Genomic DNA, 21,702 nt, shown 5'->3' on the forward strand with positions numbered 1-21,702 from the left:
ACACAATCTTGCATGCCCTTAGTGGCATGCATTTTTTTATATCCAAGATTGGGGTAAATGAGAAAAAATTGATCAACGCAAGTTTTTTACTACTTAATTTCGACTTTGTTCCTAAATAAAAGATAGGCTCGGATCCAGCGGAATTTCCTTTTATTTAAATCTTATTCATAAAAGTACGGACAACCTGAATATAGTCATAGTAGAAACATTTTTTCTTAGCGTAACAGGGTTCTGTGAAACTGCATTAGAATATATTGAAAGTAGATAGGGATGAGGAAGGTAGATGATCATACAGATGGAAGAGTTACAGTGGGGTCTTTATCTTTTATTAAGTTATTTAGCCGGGGGTCTCATGACGGGATTTCTAGTCGCGAAAATGTTAAAAGGGGTCGATTTACGAAACGAGGGAAGCGGAAATATAGGGGCGCGCAATGCGGGCAGAGTCCTTGGACCGGCAGGATTTCTTCTTACGCTGACAGGTGACCTGCTAAAAGCTGGAGCGGTGGTTTGGGCTGCTATACATCTCGGTTATCCTCCTTACATTCAATTACTCGGATTTTTGGCGGTGATCATCGGGCATCTTTATCCTGTTCTTCTAAAGTTTCATGGCGGGAAAGGTGTTGCCTCATTTATTGGGGGATTACTTATATTTCATTGGCTGTCCGCCGTTTTAGTGGGAGTGGCATTTCTATTATTTTATTCAATCAAAAGAAGCCTTACTGTTGCGGGGTTATTCGCCTTTGCATTAGCGCCGTTCTTTTATTGGCTGTTTGAGAAGCAGTGGCTCGAAACTCTCATTCTCATACCAATCAGTTTAATAGTCGTCTACGTTCAAAAAGAGGATATTAAAGAAAGAATCATGTTGAAAGAATAAAAGTGATTATAAATTGAAGATCTATGAGCAGGTTTCCGTTATGGAGACCTGTTCTTTTTTTGTCCTATGGATGATAAAACCTTTGTTATGACATTTTTTACAGTTACATTACAAAAACCGAGAATTTCTGACAAATGTAAATTGAGTATGTTAGGATACAAAAGGATAAATACGGAGGAAATTGTCATAGGACAATAGACACAGTTGAGTTGTAGCAGAGGATCTTTAGGGGGAAATAGAAAAGTGAATAATCGAAAGACCACTGAAAGATTTAAAAAAATAATGATGCCATTACTAATGGCTGCAGTTGTAGCTCTATTAACACTTACGATGAAAACATCGGTAACATACGCACACCATGATAATAACGAGTTAATTAAGACTGTTTTTCATGTTTATGTAGATGGAAAGAAAATAGGAACAGTTCGTGAAAGAAGTGTCGTTGATCATGCAATAGAAAACCTGATGGAGGACGCAAAAGCAAATAATGGTGATTTTGCTTATACCATTAATCAATCGATCGAACTGAAGCCTGATAGAATGTTTAGACCAGAGTTTGATAATGAAGCAGCACAAGAAGCATTGGCACAATCTTTATCTGTTTCCTTAGATGCGTACAGTATTGTGACTGGCGGACAAACGGTTGCCTATGTATCTAGTGAAAAAGAGGCAGAAGATATCCTTTTACAAATGAAACTTGAGCATGTTTCAAAAGAAGATATGGATGCAATTGAACAAGCAAAAGCCGAAAATAAAAAAATCGAAGTACCTGAACTGAAGCCTGGTGAAAGCAAAGTGATCGATGTAGACTTTTCAAATCCAGTATATGTTCGAAAAGCACAAACATCAGTTAAAGAACTGGTTTCAGTTGATGAAGCGATCAGCCGTCTAAAAGAGGGAAGACTTAGAAAGAAAGAGCACATCATTCAAAATGGTGAAACGTTAGAATCGATCGCTCAAAACTACCATATGACGATGGAACAATTTTTCACATTAAACCCTAAGCTGATTTTAACTTCTGTAATCCGTGAAGGTGATGAAGTAATTATTCAAGAGAAGGAACCATTCACAGAAGTGCTTGTTTATGAAGCATTCCGAGCACAACGAGTTATTCCTTTCTCAGTCGAAAAACAAGATGACAGCACGATGGAAAAAGGCGAAACAAAAACGATTCAAAAAGGTCAGAACGGACTTTTAGATATAACGTTCACAACGAGAAATGCTGCCGGGAAAACCTTGCAGAATGATGTATTGAAGCAAGAACAAGTAAAAGATCCGGTTACAGAGATCGTTAAGGTCGGAACGAAGGTGATTCCTTCAAAAGGTACTGGGAAACTCTCTTGGCCAGCTGTTGGAGGCTACATTTCAAGCCATAAAGGCATGCGCTGGGGCAGACCGCACAAGGGAATCGATATTGCTCGTCCTTCTAACAAAGCCATTCGTGCGGCCGACAACGGAAAGGTTGTCTTTGCAGGATGGGATGGAGATTACGGTAATAGAGTCATTATTGATCATAATAACGGAATGAGAACGACTTATTCACATATGAGCTCTCTTTCTGTTTCTGTTGGAGATGTTGTACAAAAAGGATCCAACATTGGTGTCATGGGTGCAACAGGTGATGTGACAGGCGTTCACCTTCACTTTGAAGTATATAAAAATGGAGCTTTAGTAAATCCTGAAAGCTATTTATAGGCTAATGCAGAATATTGCCTTCTGGGAACTGTTCCCGGAAGGTTTTTTTATACCTCAAATAGAAGGTATTGCTGGTATTATGGAGAAAGATTCAACTGTGATAAAATAATAGTAACCAACTTATTCTTACTACAATATTTAAAAATTAATGCTGCTATACATTAAAATAGAGTTTCCGAAAAAAGGAGCGTTTCAATGGATAAGAAAATACTCGTTGTAGATGACGAAAAACCAATTGCTGATATACTGCAGTTTAACCTGGAAAAAGAGGGTTTCACTGTTCTTTGTGCATACGATGGAATCAATGCACTAGATAAAGTCGAAAAAGAAAAGCCAGACATGATCTTGCTCGATATCATGCTTCCATTAAAAGATGGGATGGAAGTATGCCGTGAAATCCGCAAAAAGTATGATATGCCGATTATCATGCTTACAGCTAAGGATTCTGAGATTGATAAAGTACTTGGTTTAGAGCTTGGAGCAGATGATTATGTGACAAAGCCTTTCAGCACACGTGAATTAATTGCGCGTGTTAAAGCGAATCTTCGCCGTCACCAGCAGGAATCTGAGCGTGAAGTGGATGAGAACAATGAGATTACGATTGGTTCCTTAACCATCCATCCTGACGCGTATATCGTGACGAAACGCGGAGAGACAATCGAGCTGACACACCGAGAATTTGAATTGCTTCATTATTTGGCAAAACATATCGGACAAGTGATGACTCGTGAGCACCTTCTGCAGACCGTTTGGGGATATGATTATTTTGGTGATGTACGAACAGTCGATGTTACCGTAAGACGCCTTCGTGAAAAAGTGGAAGATAACCCGAGTCATCCGTTATGGATCATCACTAGACGCGGAGTGGGGTACTATTTAAGAAATCCTGACCAGGAGTAAACATCATGGATAAAGTCAATTTTTTTAAATCAATACATGTTAAATTTGTATTGATTTATGTTTTGCTCATTTTAATTGCTATGCAGGTCATCAGTGTCTATTTTATTAATAACTTAGAAAGTGACCTGCGGCAAAACTTTACGAAGTCCTTGTACGACAGAGTGAATTTACTAGAGTTTAATGTTGAGCAAAAAATGAAAGACAGAAAAGGCTATAAAGAAAAAGCGGATGAAAATAAACCAAGTCTTAATGATGAAGTTCAAGCGCTTATTAACGAAGAATTTCAAGAAAAAGAGATTCAGGTTTTGGATAAAGAAGGTATCGTTCTTGCCAGCAACATACCTAAACTAAAGGGACAGATCAGTTTCAACCCTAAAATTAAGCTGGCTCTTGAAGGAACAACGGACGATGAGATCATGCTTTCCACAGAAGGAGAGCGTGTCATGGTTCTTGCAAAACCGATCATAAATGATAATAACAATGAGATACTAGGAGCTATTTACTTAGAAGCTTCTATCGAAGGAATTTTTAAGCAGATTCAGCGCATTAACAACATTTTAGTCACGGGAACTGTAATCGCACTGATTATTACAGGTCTTCTCGGGGTCTTTTTAGCGCGAACAATAACAAGACCTATGGCAGATATGAGAAAACAAGCTCTTGTAATGGCAAGAGGAGATTTCTCTCGTAAAGTTCAGCTTTATGGTGATGACGAAATTGGCCAGCTGGCTATGACGTTCAATAACCTGACAAAAAAGCTGCAGGAAGCAACAGCGATTACAGAAAGTGAAAGAAGGAAGCTCCGTTCTGTCTTAACATATATGACCGATGGTGTGATTGCGACTGATCGGGATGGTGCAATCATCCTCATGAATGACAGAGCAGAAGAGATGCTGAATATCTCCCGTCAGAATGCTCTTGGAACATCACTATTGGAACTGCTGCGATTGAATACAGACTACACATGGGAAGAGCTTTACAACGAGTATGAATCAATGCTCCTCGATTTCAGTACCGATGATCTTCATTATGTCGTTAGAGCAAACTTTTCAACGATACAAAAAGATGACGGACCAATCAATGGTCTTATTTGTGTATTGCATGATGTTACAGAGCAAGAACAAATCGACAATGAGCGGCGTGAGTTTGTTTTTAACGTTTCACATGAGCTAAGAACACCTTTAACAACGATGAGAAGTTATCTAGAGGCACTTGCAGAAGGTGCTTGGCAAGATGAAAATATCGCACCGCGGTTTTTGGAAGTCACACAGAATGAAACAGAGCGCATGATCAGGCTCGTTACTGATTTGCTCCAGCTTTCAAAGATGGATAGCAAAGATTATCGTTTTAATTTCCGGGAGATCGATTTCATTTCATTTTTTAATGGTATTATCGATCGTTTTGATATGCTTGAAAAAGAAAATATCGAGCTGACTCGTTCGTTGCCTGACAGCGTGATCCGAGTTCAAATCGATACGGATAAAATGACCCAAGTTTTGGATAATATCATTTCAAACGCGATGAAATATTCACCAGAGGGCGGTAAAATTACGTTTTCAGCTGCTGTTACAGGCAGAAAAGTAAAAATCAGCATCTCTGATCAAGGTGTCGGAATACCAAAGAACAACGTTTCCAAAATATTCGACCGCTTCTTCCGTGTTGATAAAGCACGTTCTAGAGATATCGGAGGAACAGGACTTGGGTTGGCAATCGCGAAGGAAATCGTCCTTGCACATGGTGGAGATATTTGGGCAGAAAGTGAATGGGGACAAGGAACAACCATTCATTTTACTCTTCCTTTGCAAAAGGGCAGGGGAGTACAGCTATGAATTGGTTAAAATGGATTACACATACGCGAAAAATTATCACATACTTCAAGGAGAACAATGAACTGATTAAATCAGTTGTTCTTACTGTTTTAATCGTTTTAAGCCTTGTTTTAACTTGGAGTCTTTGGACGTTTAAACCAAGTTATCCAGCACTGCAGGATGCACGCACATTAAAAAAACAGCAAGTAGATGTGGAAGATCAAAAGGAACTTTCTGATGTCGTCTATCCTACTCAGGTTATCTACCATAAAGGTGAAAAGCTTTATGGACTTGAAGCAAATGATATGATTAAAAAATTTCACGATCAAATCAAAAACGCTAAATTTTCCTTTGATTCAAGTCAGAGAACACCGACATCGTTTGATCCAAGGAACTTCCCGTTAAAAGATATGAAGAATAATGAGTATATTGAAATCATTTATCCATTCGGCATGCCTCAGGAAATTTATAAAGAAGTATTTTCTTTTGATGCTGAAGTAAGTGCAAGCAAACCGCAAAATGTAGACCGTTTATTTCTCTATCAAGGCTCTGAAAATGTTGAGGGATATCTAGTATCATACAACCTAAAGAAAAAGCAGAAGGTTACTTCTTCTCTTAGTCTTAACAGTATGATAAACGATATAGACAAGGCAATTGAAAATGGAGGATTTGTACCCTATCTTTCTTATGATGTTAAGGACAACGCAGTAGAAGGAAGAAACAATTTAAAGAATAGGTTATATTTTCCGAAAAAACAAATAAACCTCAACCGACTCACTTATATATCACAAGCAATTACCGAAGATACGTATGAAAAGTACAAGAAAGCTTTATTTAAAGATCCATTAGCCGTTAAAAGTGTATCAGATCAAAATGAAACTACTTTTACGGATGGGACTTCAGCAATGGTTATTAAACAAATGGAAAATCGTTTCACCTATACAAACTTTGCTAGTTATAACTTAAATAATTCAACAAATAGTTCCCCTCTTTTTCAGTCTATAGACTACATTAATACACATGCCGGCTGGGGAAATTCTTATATACTATCAAATCTTTCACAAGATTCAGCAGGCTTCTGGCTATATGTAAACAATTTGCCTGTATTAGATCAAGATGTCCAGATGAATCTGGAATGGGATGATAACGAGCTGAAAAAATATGAACGATCAATGATTCAACTTGATTTAGCGAAAAATTTGCATCCTAATGATGGATTACTGGAAAAAGTTAAGATAGAATCCGGGGAAAAGGTTAAGCAAGAATTAAGTGAAGATTATAACGATAACTATATCCAGGACGTTCGGATCGGCTATACGATGGAAAGACAGGCTGAACCGCATATTTACAGACTCGAACCTCGTTGGTTCATAAACTATCTAAATAAAGGCTGGCTGCCATTATTTAAAAGTGATGGAGAGGAAGGATATTAATTGGATTGGAAGAAAACAAAAAGCATTTTTATCCTTACGTTTCTCGTCTTAAATCTCTTTTTAGGCTATCAGCTCTACCAAAAAAATGATATAAACAAAATTGCTAGACTGTCTGAACAGCCCCTGGAAGAAATTTTGGCAAACAACAAGGTTACTTATGAAGATAAATTACCAAAATACAAACCAGAACAAACGCTTATAAGTGCACAGCGGTATAAATTTACACCAGAAGAGAAAACAGCGTATAAATCGAAAGAAATTAAACTTGATAAAGACAGCAGTACAGATATTACTTTAAGTTATACATTAACGAAACCGATGGATCTTCCTAAAAAGGATTCAAAAGATTTGATTGCTTCCCTTACTAAATTTCTAGAAGAAAACGTTAACCGCGGTAAGGAATACACGTTTTATAAATGGGATAAAGAGAAAAATATCGTTTGGTTCAACCAAACGTATCTGAACAAACAAATATTTTTTGATACGAAAAATTTTGAAGAAACCAAAGAAAACAAGTCCGATTATGAAGCACCTAATGGTATGGTGAAATTTATTCTGGATGATAAAGGGAACTTAAAGGAATACACACAGACCTATCTGGTTATCTACACTCAAGGAGAGTCGCAAGAAATCATTTCACCTAAAAAAGCGCTGGGAAGGCTATTAGATACGGCCCATTTAACAACCGGTGACCATGTTCAGGATATTAGGCTTGGGTTTTTCAGTCTCGTCTTAGTTGGTGATTCTCAAGTATACGCTCCAACCTGGCTGATTGAGACAGAGGACGGGCAATACTTAGTTAATGCAACAGACAGTTCCATTCAAGTTTTATCTGGGGAGCAAGATTAGAAAGGAACATGCAGTTATGAGTTTAAAATTCAGTGTTCTGGCAAGTGGCAGTACGGGAAATGCCATTTACGTAGAAACAGAAAAAACACGCCTGCTCGTCGATGCGGGTTTAAGTGCAAAGCAAATGCAGATTCTTTTTGAAAAAGCAGCTGTGGGGGAAATCGGCGATATTGACGGGATATTAGTGACTCACGAGCATAGTGATCATATAAAAGGGCTCGGAGTTTTAGCGCGAAAGTTTAAACTGCCTATTTATGCAAACCGTAATACGTGGAATGCCATGAACGGTTTAATTGGCGAAGTTGCAACAGAGCAAAAGTTTGAATTTCAAATGGAAACTGTAAAAACATTCAATGACTTAGACGTTGAGTCATTTGGTGTTTCTCATGATGCAGCAGAACCGATGTTTTATGTCTTTCATCACAATGGACGGAAACTAGCTCTAATGACGGATACAGGTTATGTAAGCGATCGGATGAAGGGGATTATCCGTGACAGCCATTCTCTTGTTATTGAGTCAAATCATGATATTAACATGCTTATGATGGGACGTTATCCGTGGAACATCAAAAGACGTATATTAGGAGATCATGGCCATATTTCCAATGAAGATTGCGGACATGCCCTTGCAGATGTAATCGGCCAAGAAACAAAAAATATTTATTTGGCTCATTTAAGCAAAGATAACAATATGAAAGACATCGCACGTCTTTCAGTGGAACAAACGCTGCAAACTCACGGCATCTCGACGAAAGATCAAGTTATTCTGCATGATACAGACGCGAGTCAGCCAACTAGATTAGTCGTTGTTTAATAACTACTCCGTTTAAAGGAAACCGTTTCAGGAAATAACAATAAGTGTGGGAAATTATGAAAAATAACCCAAAATGTCCATAAATTTAGGATGAAATACTTATAATGGGTTATGAATAATTCGTATACTTGATTGTTGAAAGGAACGGTGATGAGCAAGATGGGATATTATGATGATGATTATGAATCTTCATCTAAACAAAAAGGAAACCGTGGCGGCGGAAAATTTCTACCAGCTTTACTAGGAGCCATCATTGGCGGTTTGGTCGTATTATTTTTAATACCTGCATTAGGTGCCGCGGGTGTTCTGCCTGATAATTTATACCCTTCAAATGGGAATGAAAGCGGCATAGGCGGAAATAATACGATCGAAAAAAATATAGATGTGGATCTCGCTACCGATGTTACGGGTGCGGTTGAAAAAGCTTCAGATGCTGTTGTAGAGGTCGTGAACATTCAGCAGACAGACTTTTGGAGCCAGCAGCCGGCAGGTTCCGGATCTGGTGTCATCTATAAAAAAGAAGGCAACAAAGCATATGTCGTAACAAATAACCACGTCGTTGAAGATGCCAGCCAGCTTGAAATTACTTTAAGTGATGGAACAAAGCTAAAAGGAACACTTCGCGGTACGGATCCGTTAATGGATTTGGCTGTGGTTGAGATTGATGGAAGCAAAATTAAGGATGTTGCTGAGTTTGGAACATCCGGGGATTTGAAGCGCGGAGAACCAGCTATTGCCATTGGGAACCCGTTAGGAAACTTCCCTGGATCTGTTACGGAAGGAATCGTTTCAAGCGCAGACCGTTCGATTCCTGTTGATTTAGATCAAGATGGCAATCCAGATTGGCAGGCAGAAGTTATTCAAACTGACGCCGCCATTAACCCAGGTAACAGTGGTGGAGCACTTATAAATATCGCCGGTCAGGTAATTGGAATCAACTCTTCTAAAATTGCTCAGCAAGAAGTAGAAGGTATTGGATTTGCGATACCGTCAGATGTGGCGAAACCCATCATTGCAGATCTTGAGAGATATGGTGAAGTACGCAGACCTTTCTTAGGGGTTAACATCATACCGCTTACTCAAGTAAGTACTTACCATCGTGAACAAACATTGAAGCTTCCAAAGGATGTTGAAAAAGGAATCGTCGTTATGGAAGTGACACCGACATCACCAGCTGCAAGAGCGGGGATTAAGGAAATGGATGTTATCACAGAAATGGACGGAGAAAAAATTACGGATCCGATCGCACTTCGTAAGTTCCTTTACACGAAAACAAAGATCGGTGATAAAGTTGAAGTTACGTACTACCGTGATGGTAAAAAGAAAACCGCAACTGTAGAATTAGGGAAACAAACATAATACATGCTGAGACAGGGGGAATGTTTCTCCTGTTTTTTTTTGTACTCCTTAGATAGTTAATTTCCGTTCCAATAAAACTTCTTTATCAACTGACTGGGCTGCTTCACAAAAAGCGAATGAAGTGAGAAACTGCGAATTTTGTCGTTATTTTAGTTTCTGGGGTACAATATGTAACGATTTTAGAATTTTCCCTCCCCACATGTGGACAACTTTTTATATGGGGAAATTGTTTACAGAAGAGACAGTTTCCGTTAGTGTTAGGGAGAGAATTGTGGATAAGTAAGGAGATTTGTAAAATGGTGATTATTTGCTGCAAAGAGCACGCAGAGCTTGCGATAGACGTGATTGTGGATGAGTACGAAACAGCTCCAATTGTCGAGTTATTAACAGACAATGACGGGTTATCAACAACTTGTGAATATTGTGATAAGGTAGGTACATATAAAGTATCGAACATATGAACGCCTACAATATCTAGAGGTAAATGTGTATATGTGGATAACTTTTGTGCATAACTTTGTCGAAGAAGGAGTTTTCAACAGGTGAATATATCAATTGTTTCTGTAGGGAAACTAAAAGAAAAATATTTAAAACAAGGAATTGACGAATATTTAAAAAGGCTTGGACCATATGCCAAAGTGGAAGTTATTGAAGTTCCCGATGAAAAAGCTCCTGAAACATTAAGTGATTCAGAGATGATCATGGTGAAAGATGCAGAAGGAGAACGCATTTTAGCCAAAATCGGTCAAGATGTTCATGTTGTCGCAATGGCGATTGAAGGAAAGGCAGTATCATCTGAGGACTTAGCGAATAATCTCGATAAACTCGCTACATATGGAAAAAGCAAAGTCGCGTTTGTTATCGGAGGGTCATTGGGATTAAGTGAAGCTGTGATGAAGCGGGCGAACGAAAAGATCTCATTCGGGAAGATTACGTATCCGCATCAGCTGATGAAACTGGTGCTGGTTGAGCAAATTTATCGAGCGTTTCGGATTAATAGGGGAGAACCATACCATAAGTAAAGTTAAACTTAGTAAATAGTATTATAAAATGAGGCAGCGACACTAATGTTTTAAATGTCGTTAATGCCTTATTTTTTTATGCGATAGTGGTAAATTTTATTCTAAAATTTGGTAATATAGAATTAATAATCTACTTTTTCAAACATTCTTAGTCAATGTAGTTCGTAATAAATACAATGTACATTGTACAGAAACTTCAAAAGATAAATAAAAATTCTATTGAATGGAGTTTTTAAAATGTTGTCGACAGAAGAGTTTCTCCAGAGGTTTGTATGTAAGAAAGGCGAGCTATTAGAGAAATCAAAAGAGCCGATGCGGTGGTATATTGTTAAACAATCAACTCGACGTTATCGGAAAATAGCGGTGATTACTGCTGCTGATAAGTGGTCAGGTGAACCAGATGATCTACTAAAACAGTTTAAACTCAACCCGAAAACAATAAAAAAGCTTCCGTTTAATGAAGATCTTCTTTTGGAGTGGGTACGGAAAGGATGGCTTATTCGAGATGTCCGTTTTGACAAGGATGAACGGACACCAGTTAAAGAAAATTTTCGAATGGGTCCTGGTTTATATGCTTTAGAGGAAGAGAAGCAACAGAAAAAAAATCAGGAAATACATCAAAATTTCATAAACACATACAGCTTCCTAAAAAGTAGCACTGAAACTCCTGTTGAAGGCTTCCCGGTTATTTTTCATGAACGGGTTCGAGCATTTGCAAAAAAAGCAGAACAACCACTTTTTTTCACTGAAAGGATAAGTAACTTCCAATTAAAACTAGCCGCTTTTTTATCAGGACTGTATAAGTTGCGTAGGAAACAATCGTATGTCGACTTTAAAGAAATAGGTGCTACACTATATAACAAAATTGGCGGCTCAAAAGTGTTCGATCGTCAAAGAGAGGATATTCTTTCAACATTAGAGACATGGGCGGAGGCTCCGGTAAGTAGTCTAGGCTTAGTAAGTTTGGGACGTTTAATTCCAGTTTACTTTACCGGTCCACTTATGGGAACGTATGCTACATATAACTATGGCTCGGTGCATGCAGTTACGGACCTTGCACTAGGTATCGATGATTTCTGTACATCTGCTAGTACGCTTTGGCTCGTAGAAAATAGAGCTGTACTTACTAGAATGGCGATAGAGACAAGTTTCTTGCAGAAGAGTAATTCTTTTGTATTGGCTGTAGATGGACATGTCCGATCAGCTCACCGTTCGCTCATTACTCAGTTGTGTAAATCCAACATAAAAGAAGTAATCATTTGGACAGACGCTGATCCAGATGGAATGCAAATATCTCACACTTTGGTATCTATTATTAATAGCATTCCATTTAAAATTATTGGGGGTAAAAGGGTATTTTATTCGTTAAAAACTTATGATGCTTGGTTTCAGGAAGAAACTAAAGATCATTATTTTGAACAGGAGCAACAGTTAGGAGGTGTACTGATATGGGAGAAGTGGATGAATCAAAAAAATCTCTGATTTCGATTTTTAAAGGGGATGATACATCCGCGGAGTTAATGCGATCTATGCGGGATTTAATTACGCTTGCAGGAGTAATGCGAGATTTAGGTTCAGAAGCAGTATTTGATGCACCTCTAGAAATGTTGCGCTTTATCCGTATCATACAAATGATTAATGAGGAAGCCCTTGGTTTAGGTGAGCCAATTGAAAATGCAGAAACATTATATTATCGCTACCTAAATATTTATGGACATGACCGTGAACCACCAACAAAAAAACGAATAGAACAAATTATAAATATCTTATCGAAAAATAATTGGATAGCAAAACAGAAACGGTCTATTAAAATGTTGGACGTTGGCAAACGAATGATGGATGCACTGATACGTTTAGCTAACGATTCGATGGCATATTATACCGAAGACGAGATTGGCCGATCACTCTTCCAAGCACGTCGAGACGCGGAAATAAGTGTGGCATACGATGATCATGGAATTTCAGGTGGTAACAAAATTGCTAGTATGATTCGGAATGTTGAAGAGGCATTATTTATATTAAAAGAACGGGAACTAGAATTACTTGCAGATCGCAATGCTTTACCACAGCTTGAAATGATCCACAATTTAATGGAAGAGCTTGATGTAAAAATGCAGGAAAGACTTAATCAATTTCAAACAATTGAAGAAAGTCTTATCTTACGGATATATGTTCAAAAAGGCACCTCTGCGCTTGCAGAAGGAACGAGTTTATCTCTGGGCATGATTAATAAATATTTGAGATTTATGACAATGCAACAAACTCCTATTACAACGGTAATATCCCCTGAAAAAGTACGTGCTTTCATTCAGCAAATGTACAGCCCGCCAATGGAATCAGAAATACCAAATGCTTACCAACTGCTTAGTTTTATGGAACAGGGACAATACAAGGATGAAGCGATAGATGGGTTATGGATACCAGTAAAAATGGCTGCTCCAATTGGTTGTGCAGACATTCAAAAAGGGATTTATCATCTCGAAACATACGAACCTAAAGTTAAGGATCTAACACTACCCGATGAGGAAATAGAATATGTTTTAGATGAAGTAGAAGGTTACTCACTTGAAGGTACGATTGGTGAGGCATCTTGGGTGTTAACAAAAGCAACTGTCCAAACGGATCAAATTGAAAAATATTTAGAAACCAAAGAAGCAGAGATTGAAGAACTAATTATTGAAACCTCATCATCAGGTTGGGGCGATGCTATTCGTGGCCTATTAGGAATTGCGGCATTGGAAGGAAACAAACGAATTGAGACAACGCCAAAAGATTCAGTTAGCTCATACGAAAAAGAGTGGGAGTGGATAAACGATGGAGACAGAAAAACAACCGCACGAAAACGAACGTAGTGACCATTCGCTCACGGCTCTTAGTCATTTAGGAGCGGTACTGTCAACACGAGAAGAACAGGCATTCATGTCAATTTTATTTTCATCCAGTGCAACGTTAAGGGAGGGGAACTTTGGACTTCCACGCAAAGAAGTGGAGAAACAATTAGGTGTTACGGCAGATGATGCGTATTTCACATCTTTTTTAAACCGAGTTAACCAAGCTGTTGGGCGCTATTATAAGCTTATTTATGATGAGAAGCGTGATCAAGTTGTTATTATGATTCGCGTTTCAGCTCGAGACGCACGCACTACGCTTAGCTCTGAGTCACTGGCAATCTTGCTATTTGTTTTTTATCAACAAGAAGTTCTTCAACATGAATACACACTAATGAGCCAGCTTTTGCAAGCGTTTGGTCATGAAGTATTAAAAGGGACTCGACAAATTTCTGTAAATATATCTATATTAAAAAAAATCGGTGCTATCTCAGACTATGAGTTCTCGACTACAGATCCTGCATACCAAATAACAACCATTGGTGCCAATCTTTTTTCTGATTCATTTTTACGAAGAGCGGTAGAATTCAGCCATTCTACACAACTTTCGAAAGAGGATGTGTTAAAGTTTTTCAAGCGCTACAATTTATTTATTGGGGAGGGGATGATATGATACCCCAGCAACTAAAGTTTAGTGGAATTCGTGATTATAGACCGACTAATTTACGGTTCTACTCAGCAACTAATCATGTTTTAATTACCGGTCCAAATGGAGCCGGTAAATCAACTATTAGCTTTTGTCTGGGTGCAGTACTCTACTCTGGAAAAGTAGATATTGAAGGACTTAAATCTCGCAATTTGTCCCTGAATGAAACATGGCGAGCAACGATTTCGTTGCTATTTAAAAACGAAGGTACCTCACGTATTGATGGTCCACTTTGGATTGAGTTTACGCTTAAAATCGAACAAGAATTAGGACAACCGATTAAGCGGGTTTATAGTATTGCAGAAGGTGAGACAGAAAATGATTTAGCAATTACAAAAACGTACCGATCTGGAGACATTAACAAACAAAACTTTACGCAATATCACGAAGATCTTCAGCTTAAGTATAAAATCCAGCCAGACAAGTTTTATCTTATTTGGTATCAACAAGAGGTAAATCAGTTTGCTGTAATGACACCTGAAGAACGCTTTCGAATTTTTAGTGAAATGCACGGAATTGATCAAACACAGCGTGCATGGGAAGAAAGTCTAGAGCAAGTAAGAGATGCCCGAGAATCGCTGATAGCAGCGACACAGGACCAAAGGAACCATCAGCATAAACTCTCTTTTGCAAAAAATGAACTAGATCTTTTTATTGATAACCAACAAAGATTAAAAAGCAATGGAACAAAACTCGTAATGGCGACACGATCTCTTCAGACGCTTAATCAACTTGAAAGAGCGGAGATGATTAACCATAGAGAATCCCTTTTGTATGATGCTGAAACGCTATTAGAAGAGCAGGAAGAATTGTTGCACAAAGAAGAGATAGAGAAGGAAAGGTTGCAATCTATAATAATAGAAGAAGATGAATTACAAAAGCGTTTAGATGAGGAAGAAAATCGTTTAGAGAAGGTTCGTGAAGCGAAAAGGACGAGTGAGGAAGAATTAGATATATTAAAGGATGAACTTGCTGATTTAAGTGGAAAAGCACGGTACTTGCGGTATGACCAAGAGGAAACGAATCAACGCTTAAGGACAGCAACTTTAACAGTGTCAACATCTGAACAAAAACTAATAAATTTGTCGACTGAAAAAAAACAACTTGAAGATAAAAAAAACAAATTGATGGAAGATAAAATTAAACTTGAGCAAGAGAGCGAGCAATGGAAAAAGAACTTTACTCGTTATAATTCTTTACTTACCCGTTATACGAGTACCTATCATGTACAGCAACGTATTAATGAATTTAAAATACAAACTACTCAGCTCTTTAACCAAATAAACACACTGAAGGAAAGAGAGAAACAGCTTGATACAGAATTAAATTTGCTTAATACAAGGCGAATTGAATCGCCACGTCAGCAGCAATCGCTCAAACAATTAACTCAACAAGGAATTCGAGGTTTCACACTGAGAGAATTGGTAGAACTTGAGCCGGATGCATCAATTGAGGCAGAAGATAAACTTAACTCAATCAAGTATACAATTTTTTATGATGCCAAGCCGATTCAAGTACCTAACGATTTATATCATGTTTCACTAAAGACACTTGTGCCAGACCGTCTAGTAACCTCTTTGCCAGAACTACAATTGCTAACTAAGCAAGGATTATCTTTAGAAGAACAAAATCTTGCATCGCGTGTGTTATGGTGGATTGATCAATTTTTTAGTGGGAACTTTCCATCCATTCGTCAAAAACAACTGATAGACGATCGAGGAATACGTGGTCCACAGGAGTCTGATGCTTACATATTAAGCGAGAAGGCAGTTGAAAAGAGGAAAGAGACTGTCATTCGTGAGCGTAAACAGGTGATTGAAAGGAATGTAAAGTATAAAGCAAAATATGACGCAGATATTGCTGATATGCAGGAGCTGCACAGCATTATTCAACAAGTGAAAGAGGCAGAAGCTTTTTCACTCACCCAATCTAAGCAACATGAACGCCTTGAATATATTACAAATATAGAGAAACAGCTTAATTTGATAAAGAATCAGGGAGAACATTTAGAGCAAGAACAAGAATCAACGCATGGGAGACACCAACAGGCTCTTGTAGAACAGCGGGAACATCAGAAGGACGTTGACATATATGCACAGCTTGGAGAACAAGCGAAAAAATTTGAACGTCTGCAACAGTTAGAGAAAGATGCAGCTGAGTTTGAGCGTAACATTGACCGTATTCGCCGAATTCGAAAAGACATGAATGATGAGCTAGATGAACTCAAAAATAGTCGGAAGAAAATGGAACGTATTTTAATGGAGGTTGATGATAACTTAATCAAAATGAATCGGACACATGAACAAGTGCATCGACAAATAGTGGTTAAAAGTGATGATATTGACTTGTGTACACAATCATTAATTAAAAATGAACAAGCTCTAGAAGAGTTACGCGCTCTGATTCCTGAATGGTATGAAGAAGCAGAAAAAGAATCTATTATGCAAATTTCCCGTGCTCAATTAGAACAAAATCGAGGAGAAGCTGAAATTCATTTTAATTTAGCTCGAACGCAAGCAGGCATTAACCAAGAAGCAGTGCAGAATTATAATATGCTAAAAATAGAATTTGACCGTAAGCAGGAAGATCTTGAACGTGCCACATATTTATTAGAAGAAAATGAACTTCGTGCACAAAATCTAGAAGATCGTTTGGATACAACAATTAATCAAAATGTTTTGAACATACGTAATTTGTTCCAGACTTATATTGGACTTTTTCAATTTGAGGGTCAGATTGAGCATGAAAAAGTACAGGATCGCCGTGGCCGTATACATTTTAAACTTTATATTAAGGCGAGGAAAGCAGGACATCGAGGTACTATGGAAGATGTTAGTGTAAAGGCAAGAGGAGGACGTGTCGGTAAAGGTGTATCAGGCGGGGAAGAATCACTGAGTTCCCTGTTATTTGCACTTGCATTGCTGCAAAGTCTTTCTAACCGACCTGGATTTATTGTGCTGGATGAATTTGATAGTGCTCTGGATGAAGAAAGGAAAGCAAAAGTATTCCAGCTTTATGCGAAAGAACTAAAGCGAAAATTAATTATTCTTTCACCAAAGTCGCATGATGATGCCTATTATAATGAATTTTCCATCGTTCACGTTGTCTCGCATGACCCGCTGATACCGGAAAGCAAAGTAAAAGGTGTAAGGGTAGAACGTTTGTTGAATAATGCACCCAGATGAAAGTATAGGGAAGATTTTCACCATATTATAACAATTGCAGGCTAAAATGAACATGAATCACAAATAGGTAAGTTTTTTATAAACCTTTCTAGCCATTTGAAAAAAACTCTCTCATTTTAGTTTCAAAAAAGCACCTTATCCTTATGAAGCAAATAAATTGCATCAAACATTATGATAAGGTGCGCTTTGGTTATTTATTTGTTTGTTTAACATCTAAACGATTTGTGTCATTACTTTTACCCAAGCTGCGATAAAGTCGGGTACAAACTTTTTTTGTCATTTTGTGAATATTCTTCTGCGAAGAGCGAGAAATTCTGAGATTGATCTTAATACCTACAATGTCGACACGAGATTCCTTTCGCTTCATTCTCCTGTTTAAAAGCACGGGGACGGGTCTCGTTCTTCCCATATATATGAAGAAGGAGAATTACTTTTCTCTAATTTTTCTGAGTTTCTATTAGTGAATAAATAACACTTATTTATCCCTGATCTCTACCATTTGTATCAGAAATAGGGTATTTCAACCCATTCTTTTCAATCTTATCCTTAATAATTGTCTCGACATCCAAATCTAACTCACTGCAGAGCATAAGTCCGTAAATAAATACATCAGCAATTTCTTCTTTAATGTTTTCAATGTTTTTCTCAATAGCTTCTTCACTGCTAATCCACTGAAAATCTTCCAGGAGTTCAGCAGCTTCGATAGAAAGGGAGATGGCAAGGTCTTTTGGATTGTGATATGGTCCCCATCCTCTTGCATCTCTAAATTCATTGATTGCGTTCATTAGCTGTTTAATTTCATTCATGTTGCTCATCCTTTTGTAAGTTGTCTTTGTTTTGAACCTACCTTTAATACTTACTTCGATCTTCCGCAGCCACCACTGCCTGACTAGGTGACAAGTTTTCATAAACAACAGATTTGTTCAGCCGTTCTCTGAAATATTCATTTAATTCTGGATCTGTACAGAAGATAAAGCATCCCTTCTGTCCTCTAGTCATAAGCGTTCGGTATGTATTTCTTATAATTTGTTCCGCTAGAGCATGAGCTTTTTCCGGATTTTCTTTTGCCATTGTTTTAATTCCTTTAAGGGACTGATCGGTTTTAGCGCGTTTCGTGTAGTCTGTAATAACCTGGTCATCCTTAAGGCTAAGGTCAGGTCCAATGATAACACCGACATAATCAAATTCAAGTCCTTGAGAGGTATGAATGCAGCCTGCTTCAGAAACAGAATCCTGTTCAATTGCCCAGATGCTGTCAGAGAGATTCCAGCTGATACTAAAATTGTGCTCCGGGATCTCAATGTCCTTATGGAGTGAATTCGTCCGGCCATTTTTCGGCCACTCCCAACAGTAGCCAGCCAGCATGCGTGCTTTGTTGTTTTTCTTATTCAGCTCTTCAATTTCTTTAAGCATCTTATTCGGGTCCTCGAATACCCTGAAGTCATAATCCACCCCACGGTCGTTTGCGTTAGCCGTTTCCCTGATTTGAAGGACGTCATCCAACCAGGCAATATACGCATCAGATCCGTCACAGCGGAATTGCGAAACGAGTTTGCCCTGAATCAGTTCGGTATCTAACTCTTTGGCAAACTTTTTAATTAAATCAATACTTCCGATATCTTTTAATGTGACCTTTTGATTTTCATCAATAAAGAAAATGGTGAATTTAGAAGAATTGATCACTTCTTTTATTTGATTTTCTCCTAGGTTGCTGAATAGTCCTGACTTTTCATTCAAACGGTGTGCTTCATCGATTATTAGCACGTCAAATTCATTCTTTTCGGATTCATAAAAACTTCCGGATCCTTTAAACAGGTTATCAATCTGTGTTTTCTTGATCGTCCCTTTCAGTTTAGAAGCATAAACATTACGTGGGGCTGAATTCTTTGAAACATATAGTGCAGTTAAACCTTGATTGATAAGATTCACAAGAAGGTTTACAGCCATCACAGATTTTCCAGTTCCCGGTCCGCCCTCGATTACCATTACTCTCTTCTTACTTGTTTTAATACTCTCGAGAGCTAAATGATAGGCATCTTCATAAAATACCTTCTGCTCATCAATAAGTACAAACTCTTGGTTCCCTTTAAGCAAGCTTGCAAGAGAATCTTGTAAGGACTTGGATGGGCGAATTTTACCATGCTCAATCTGATAGATCAATTGGTTACGGTCACCGTAACGAACGTACTTTTTTATAAAATCTCTTAATCTCTGAATTTCACCTTTTGCAAAAACAGGTGCTTTATCAAGATGCTCCACGTAATGGGGATCCATCAGCGGGTCATTTTCTAACTTTCGATAATTATGTAAATAGGCACATGGATTCAACACAATATGCTGATCTTGTACGTTCTGGTTAAAATCTTGAATCAAAGCTGCATATGACCATGCCTGATAAGAAGGATGTGTTACGGTTCGCTCACTTCCTCCAAGATAGGTAGACACAAGCGCATCCTTAGAGGTTACCTTTTCAACCTTTGACCACTGTTTCAATTCAACAATTACAACATGATCCTGAATGCCGTCATGCCCCGCTATCAAGAAATCCACTCGTTTAGAAGTATTAGGAATCTTAAATTCTATAGCAACAGATGTATCATCAGGAATCTCCTTATCCTGCATGACATTCGACATGCGATGGAGTGAATTCTCCCAAGAGTTAATTTCACTTTTAGAAGTCCGACCAATTTTCTTTTGATATGACTCGTAAAGACGTTCAACGAGGAGCTCGTTCGTAACATCTGAAATAAATTCAGTTTTTGTCGCTTCGTAAATGATCAAGTTGGTGTCACCTCATTAGGGAGTCTAGTGAATATATTTTATCACTTATTGTAAGAGGTAGTAGAAGAAATAGATTCAAAAATATGTAAATTAATTTTATTAATAGAGTATATAGGATTAGATATCACTCTTACTTTAAAGGAAGCAGTAGACAGTAGGACCGTACATGTTGTATTAAATCTCACCGTTAGTCTAGTTAACACACTATTATCTATTTTTAAGAATTGAGTTTACACTTGTATCGTATTATTTTTAAGTTTGTCTCAATTCACACAATAATATTAGGATAATAGACGAATTAATAAATAAATCGTATAGGGGCTTACTAATAAAATAGAAGTATAGAGACCTGGTGTATATGTCTTTAGTAAGAAGGTTTGTAAGATGTGGGCGATATTGTGTACTAATACAAATATTAAAAAAGAAAGATATAGTGTAGAACTCCATGAACTATCTAAAGTAATATTCTTAATAAAAGTTATAGTTGATATTGTTAAAAAAATAAAAACATCTCTTTTAGCAAATGAATAGGAATTAATATTCCAAAACTTCCAAACTTGTTTTATCATCCAGCTGTTTGTATCTTTTATTTTACTTTCGGTTCTCATAGACCACTTTTCAACAACTATAATTTCCTCAAAATCATGTAACATAAATATTACAACAAATAACCAAAGTGCATTATATAACTCGAGAGTGAACACTATTCATTTCTCCTCGCTTATAAAATGATTTTATATTTTAGAAAACCATTTTTTGAGTATCACAAAGCCTTATTTTTTGTCTCTTTTAGTTTCGGACCAATACGGGTAATCCTCTGTACGAGCAGTTATTCGTGCAACCTCTTCTCCCATTAACTTTTCTACTATGTATAGTGACATATCAATTCCAGCAGACACTCCTGCAGATGTCAAAATATTACCTTGATCCACAAAACGAGTATTTTTCACAATTTCAATTTCTTCATATTTAGATTTCATATAATCAACTGCAAACCAATGTGTTGTTGCCTTCTTACCAGATAATAAGCCAGATTCTGCTAATAAAATTGCACCTGAACAAACTGAAGCAACCATTTTACCTGACTTATGAAAATCGGAAATCCAATTGAGGATCTCTTTATTTTTAGCAACCTCTTTAATTGAGAATAAGGGCCCTCCTGGTACAATCACTATATCAAATTGATCATCAACATTTTCAAAACTATAGTCAGGTTTGACTTTTAGACCATTATTGGATGTAATAAGGTCTCCGAATTGTGAGAATGTTTTAACAATAAAGGGCTTTTCTTTTTTATTGAAGCCTTTCATTAGTAACTGTGGTACATCTTTTTCCTCGTAAACAGAAAGAGTAAATACTTCATATGGACCTGCATAATCAAGTACATCCACACCCTCATAAAGTAGTATCCCTACATTCCATTGCGTTTTTATCATATTTATCCCTCC

Annotated in this window: 18 protein-coding genes; 14 read left to right on the forward strand and 4 right to left on the reverse strand. The window is 37.6% G+C overall.

Going from position 1 to position 21,702, the window contains the following annotated elements; translation table 11 throughout:
* Positions 1–283: 283 nt before the first annotated feature.
* From RGB74_RS00155 to RGB74_RS00220, 14 genes are all read left to right on the forward strand, one after another.
* Complete coding sequence (locus RGB74_RS00155; RefSeq protein WP_310760971.1) at positions 284–874, forward strand: glycerol-3-phosphate acyltransferase; 591 nt, start codon at positions 284–286, stop codon at positions 872–874.
* A 243-nt stretch (positions 875–1,117) separates the two neighbouring features.
* Positions 1,118–2,569 (forward strand): peptidoglycan DD-metalloendopeptidase family protein, encoded by a 1,452-nt coding sequence (locus RGB74_RS00160; protein ID WP_310760972.1) that lies wholly within the window; start codon positions 1,118–1,120, stop codon positions 2,567–2,569.
* 195 nt (positions 2,570–2,764) lie between these two features.
* Positions 2,765–3,469, forward strand: a complete 705-nt coding sequence (yycF, locus tag RGB74_RS00165; RefSeq protein ID WP_310260385.1) for a response regulator YycF — start codon at positions 2,765–2,767, stop codon at positions 3,467–3,469.
* A 5-nt stretch (positions 3,470–3,474) separates the two neighbouring features.
* On the forward strand, positions 3,475–5,298 hold the full coding sequence (gene walK, locus RGB74_RS00170; protein WP_310760973.1) for a cell wall metabolism sensor histidine kinase WalK: 1,824 nt from the start codon (positions 3,475–3,477) through the stop codon (positions 5,296–5,298).
* On the forward strand, positions 5,295–6,710 hold the full coding sequence (locus RGB74_RS00175; RefSeq protein WP_310760974.1) for a YycH family regulatory protein: 1,416 nt from the start codon (positions 5,295–5,297) through the stop codon (positions 6,708–6,710). Before walK ends, RGB74_RS00175 begins: the two co-directional genes overlap by 4 nt.
* The gene (locus tag RGB74_RS00180; RefSeq protein WP_310760975.1) at positions 6,711–7,559 is read left to right on the forward strand and encodes a two-component system regulatory protein YycI; all 849 of its coding nucleotides are present in this window, start codon (positions 6,711–6,713) and stop codon (positions 7,557–7,559) included. It begins immediately after the preceding gene.
* A gap of 16 nt (positions 7,560–7,575) precedes the next feature.
* Positions 7,576–8,373, forward strand: a complete 798-nt coding sequence (locus RGB74_RS00185; protein ID WP_310760976.1) for an MBL fold metallo-hydrolase — start codon at positions 7,576–7,578, stop codon at positions 8,371–8,373.
* A 159-nt stretch (positions 8,374–8,532) separates the two neighbouring features.
* Complete coding sequence (locus tag RGB74_RS00190; RefSeq protein ID WP_310760977.1) at positions 8,533–9,732, forward strand: S1C family serine protease; 1,200 nt, start codon at positions 8,533–8,535, stop codon at positions 9,730–9,732.
* A 296-nt stretch (positions 9,733–10,028) separates the two neighbouring features.
* Entirely contained in the window at positions 10,029–10,193 is a 165-nt protein-coding gene (locus RGB74_RS00195) for a CxxH/CxxC protein (protein WP_396136000.1), read from the forward strand.
* Between the two features lie 81 nt (positions 10,194–10,274).
* Positions 10,275–10,754, forward strand: a complete 480-nt coding sequence (gene rlmH / locus RGB74_RS00200; protein ID WP_310760978.1) for a 23S rRNA (pseudouridine(1915)-N(3))-methyltransferase RlmH — start codon at positions 10,275–10,277, stop codon at positions 10,752–10,754.
* Positions 10,755–10,991: 237 nt separating this feature from the next.
* Entirely contained in the window at positions 10,992–12,236 is a 1,245-nt protein-coding gene (locus RGB74_RS00205) for a toprim domain-containing protein (RefSeq protein ID WP_310760979.1), read from the forward strand.
* Positions 12,203–13,606, forward strand: coding sequence for a hypothetical protein (locus RGB74_RS00210; protein WP_310760980.1), 1,404 nt, complete (start codon positions 12,203–12,205; stop codon positions 13,604–13,606). The genes RGB74_RS00205 and RGB74_RS00210 overlap by 34 nt, the downstream gene beginning before the upstream one ends.
* Entirely contained in the window at positions 13,569–14,255 is a 687-nt protein-coding gene (locus RGB74_RS00215; protein ID WP_310760981.1) for a hypothetical protein, read from the forward strand. Before RGB74_RS00210 ends, RGB74_RS00215 begins: the two co-directional genes overlap by 38 nt.
* Positions 14,252–17,473, forward strand: a complete 3,222-nt coding sequence (locus RGB74_RS00220) for an AAA family ATPase (RefSeq protein ID WP_310760982.1) — start codon at positions 14,252–14,254, stop codon at positions 17,471–17,473. Before RGB74_RS00215 ends, RGB74_RS00220 begins: the two co-directional genes overlap by 4 nt.
* A gap of 479 nt (positions 17,474–17,952) precedes the next feature.
* Here the strand turns inward: RGB74_RS00220 and RGB74_RS00225 are convergent, their stop codons facing one another.
* The 4 genes from RGB74_RS00225 to RGB74_RS00240 form a co-directional block, all read right to left on the reverse strand.
* Complete coding sequence (locus RGB74_RS00225) at positions 17,953–18,279, reverse strand: nucleotide pyrophosphohydrolase (protein ID WP_310760983.1); 327 nt, start codon at positions 18,277–18,279, stop codon at positions 17,953–17,955.
* 43 nt (positions 18,280–18,322) lie between these two features.
* Entirely contained in the window at positions 18,323–20,254 is a 1,932-nt protein-coding gene (locus tag RGB74_RS00230; RefSeq protein ID WP_310760984.1) for a DUF2075 domain-containing protein, read from the reverse strand.
* 281 nt (positions 20,255–20,535) lie between these two features.
* On the reverse strand, positions 20,536–20,958 hold the full coding sequence (locus tag RGB74_RS00235; RefSeq protein ID WP_310760985.1) for an HXXEE domain-containing protein: 423 nt from the start codon (positions 20,956–20,958) through the stop codon (positions 20,536–20,538).
* Positions 20,959–21,027: 69 nt separating this feature from the next.
* Positions 21,028–21,690, reverse strand: a complete 663-nt coding sequence (locus tag RGB74_RS00240) for a DJ-1/PfpI family protein (RefSeq protein WP_310760986.1) — start codon at positions 21,688–21,690, stop codon at positions 21,028–21,030.
* Positions 21,691–21,702 lie beyond the last annotated feature (12 nt).

Origin of the sequence: Bacillus sp. NEB1478, assembly GCF_031582965.1 — a bacterium.
GTDB lineage: Bacteria > Bacillota > Bacilli > Bacillales > Fictibacillaceae > Fictibacillus.